Here is a 3,035-nt window from a genome sequence, read left to right on the forward strand (position 1 = left end):
TTTTCATAGATCGCATCGTCAAAGTAATCAGTAGTTGTGGTCTTTCCAGCTATTATATGCGTTGTTCTGAACTTTATTCCTTTGGCATCATAAAGATAGGAAATGACACCTCCATCCTCAAACTCTATACAGCTGGGTAAATTTAAACAATTATACTGAATTTCAGTTTTTTTTGTTTAAATCCTGTATTAAAATTCCGTTTGAGTTATAATATAAAATACCCTGATACAAATTGGCTGTTTTCTAGCCAATTTGTATCAGGGTAAGACACTTCTTATTCGTCAGGCAAATATTTACTTTTTTCTTCCGGATGATCTTTCAGATACCCTTTGATAAAATCAGGTAACCATTCATACGGAGTAAGAGAATCATACAATTCTTCTTGAACAAATTTCTGAAGTTCTTTAGAATTTCCTTTCATCAATACATCATTTAAAAACACCCCATAACCACCAGCACCAATACAGACCCTAATATCAGGTCTCCTTTCACCATTTATCGGTTTTAGTTTTATAAGCGAACTTACTCTAAGATCAATATAAGAATCAGGTCCGGCAGGTTTCAACTGATTAACCAGAGCTACAAAACGATCAATAATCTTCCTATCACGAATAATCGTTTTATGGTTATCATTTCCAAATACAATGTGCAAACAATCGGTGATAGGAATATTTGTATCTACATCTCCTATAAACCAAAAGTTTACATTCTCAACATCGTTATTATCAATTAATAATTGATTACTTTTACAAGATGTCACAAATAATAATAGTAAAAATAATGAAATAGAATAATAACTGCTTTTATGGCTCCGAAGTCCATACAGGTTTCTTTCTTTTCTCATATTCCAGTGTTTTTTGTTCGTCAATTACATTTGAAGTAACTCCTTTTGTTATTACAGTTTTCCCATTATGATTTCTTCTTGTAACTTGCCCTGGACGAGTTTCACCATTAGCCCTTGAAGTTTTCTGTTCTGAACCGGTTATCACTCGTCTTTCTTCTTTTGTCTGATACTGCAGGTCGCTGCCACGTACCCTGTTTACCTCATACTCTTGAGCATTTATTTTATGTTCTAGCGCATGATCTGCTTCATGATCAAATATAGTAGCCGGAGAATTTACAGTACCATTATCATGTTGTGCCCCCCAATCACTTTTCCAATAAATACATCCAGTACCACGTGCAGCATCCGGACTATATTTGTTATCATATATAGCTTCCATCACATTCACTTTTATATCAGTATTTTCTACTATTGCAACTGTTGAAGCTCCACCTCCATTACCCATTTTTATACCATTCGCCTTATTATATTGATACGCTGTTATAACCGACTGAACGAAAGGGTTAGAATGAGTTATATTACCACCGCTATACGAAAATGATAAGTTTCTTCCAGTGAGCACACCATTTTCATAGATCGCATCGTCAAAGTAATCAGTAGTTGTGGTCTTTCCAGCTATTACATACGTGTCCGGAACTTTATTCCTTTGGCATCATAAAGATAGGAAATGGCACCTCCATCCTCAAACTCTATACAGCTGCGTAAATTTAAACAATTATACTGAATTTCAGAAATCTTTTTGTTTAAATCCTGTATTAAATTTCCGTTTGAGTTATAATATAAAATACCCTGATACAAATTGACTATTTTCTAGCCAACTTATACCAGGGTAAGACAAAAACAGTTCACATTACAAGTACAGATGAACAAGAAAATACCTAAATTTTAATCAGTATGATTTATATCTACATGTATTACTCTTGTCAATATTACATTCACAGCTTTGTCCTCATGAATTCCTGCCTGCCAATTTTGCATTAAATTTAATGCTTTCAAACCATTTTCTTCAAAAGCCGAAAGCTTATCCCCCTCTTTCTTATTGTAAATTCTAGCACCTATCAAATGCCCTTCTTTATCTATAACATACTGAACTTTCAAGATTGTTTGTTTAGGTTCAGTATCAGAATAAACAGGACGAAATTTTCTGCTAAAATCAGATATGAAAGCTGCTTCACCTCCCTTATAAAAAGGCATTTTTTCAACAAAAGTATATACCTCTTTCTGCGATAAACTATCATATGTAACAAAATCACTTTTTTGTTGCCCTTTTATTAAATTACAAGAGCAGATACATAGCACTACAACAATCAATAGATATGTTTTATTGATTCTGAACAGGAGTTCCTGGGAAATTAAGCCAATAGTCTTCATAATATTGTTTATATAAATTAGCATTTTGTTCAGGAGTTAACACTGAATTATATTTTGGAACAAAACCATATCCTCGTTTTTGTAAGTTTATCTCATTTAATATATAATTCAGCTGCCCTTTTGTTAACATATTTAGATCGTAGCCTTTCATACCATCAATAGTAATTTGAGGATAGTTCATAATATTATTCACAATATTCTTATCCGTTGTAGAAGTAGATACAAAAGAGTTAGGAGCTACCCTTACCAACTCTGTATCTGCTGTTTGCGTCAATTCAAATGGATGTCCTAGCCTTAATGTATGTAATACTTCATGTGTGGCATCCGAAGCTATATTGGAAAGTGATCTCAACTCCCCCTTAGGATTAAACAAATTCACAGAAGAACTAAAATAGGTAGTGCCCCCTCCTAATGTGCCATCCATTTTCCCCAAAGACAACGATTGCGATATGTTTTCATTTCCACTATAAAAAGTAACAGCAGTTGATACCATCCCTCCAGAAGCTTCTTGAAATGTATTGTTTAACTGTGTACTAATAGCTGTTTTATATGCATTAATTTGAGACGATGTCAGATTAAGACTTGAATCAACATTGAAATTAACAGCTAGAGTTACAGTCTTAGTTCCATTGGCATTCAAAACAATACCCCACTCTTTACCATTGACATCAACTAACATAATAGGATTATTACCACAATACGCATATGGACTAATCGAATAGTATTTCTCCGCCAACGGATCTACAACATGCCATCTTCCTAGCGCCGCATCATAATGTCTCGCCCCATAATCATACCAGTCAAGACCACCTTGTCTATC

The 3,035-nt window shown here is 34.0% G+C and carries 4 protein-coding genes and 1 pseudogene; all 5 read right to left on the reverse strand.

What is annotated here, in order from left to right; genetic code table 11:
• Positions 1 to 274: 274 nt before the first annotated feature.
• Entirely contained in the window at positions 275 to 844 is a 570-nt protein-coding gene (locus KTR06_RS24180) for a hypothetical protein (RefSeq protein ID WP_120068325.1), read from the reverse strand.
• Positions 804 to 1,289, reverse strand: coding sequence for a hypothetical protein (locus KTR06_RS24620; RefSeq protein WP_254306463.1), 486 nt, complete (start codon positions 1,287 to 1,289; stop codon positions 804 to 806). Before KTR06_RS24620 ends, KTR06_RS24180 begins: the two co-directional genes overlap by 41 nt.
• A gap of 108 nt (positions 1,290 to 1,397) precedes the next feature.
• Positions 1,398 to 1,624, reverse strand: a pseudogene (locus KTR06_RS24625) (hypothetical protein); the annotation flags it as partial.
• A gap of 105 nt (positions 1,625 to 1,729) precedes the next feature.
• Entirely contained in the window at positions 1,730 to 2,215 is a 486-nt protein-coding gene (locus KTR06_RS24190; RefSeq protein WP_120068329.1) for a hypothetical protein, read from the reverse strand.
• Positions 2,166 to 3,035 (reverse strand): RHS repeat-associated core domain-containing protein (locus KTR06_RS24630; protein WP_305863222.1); only part of this gene is annotated, 870 nt, incomplete at its 5' end. The genes KTR06_RS24190 and KTR06_RS24630, both read right to left, overlap by 50 nt.

This window comes from Bacteroides sp. MSK.20.12, from assembly GCF_019052435.1.
Classification (GTDB): Bacteria; Bacteroidota; Bacteroidia; order Bacteroidales; family Bacteroidaceae; genus Bacteroides; species Bacteroides xylanisolvens.